This is a genomic window from Streptomyces sp. NRRL WC-3626 (assembly GCF_000718785.1).
GTDB lineage: Bacteria > Actinomycetota > Actinomycetes > Streptomycetales > Streptomycetaceae > Streptomyces > Streptomyces edwardsiae.
The window spans coordinates 1-260 of sequence record NZ_JOCA01000082.1 but is presented as its reverse complement, the minus strand read 5'-3'; the positions used below and the strand labels follow the sequence as shown (position 1 = coordinate 260).

The following is a 260-nucleotide window of genomic DNA, read 5'->3' as shown; positions in this document are numbered from 1 at the left end:
ACCGCGCTCGGTCTGGTCGCAGCGGTCCTCTTCGGGGGGTGGACCGCCTTCGGCATCGTGGCGATCCTCTCCGTGCTCGAGATCTCGCTGTCCTTCGACAACGCGGTGGTCAACGCCGGAATCCTGAAGAAGATGAATGCCTTCTGGCAGAAGATCTTCCTCACCATCGGCATTCTGATCGCCGTCTTCGGTATGCGACTGGTCTTCCCCGTCGTGATCGTCGCGGTCAGTGCCCAGCTCGGGCCGATCGAGGCGGTCGA

Annotated in this window: 1 protein-coding gene; it reads left to right on the top strand. The window is 62.7% G+C overall.

Translation table 11 applies throughout. The features are described 5' to 3' along the window. The coding region (locus IF28_RS0135910) for a DUF475 domain-containing protein (RefSeq protein ID WP_030229674.1) at positions 1-260 on the top strand (260 nt) is incomplete at both ends.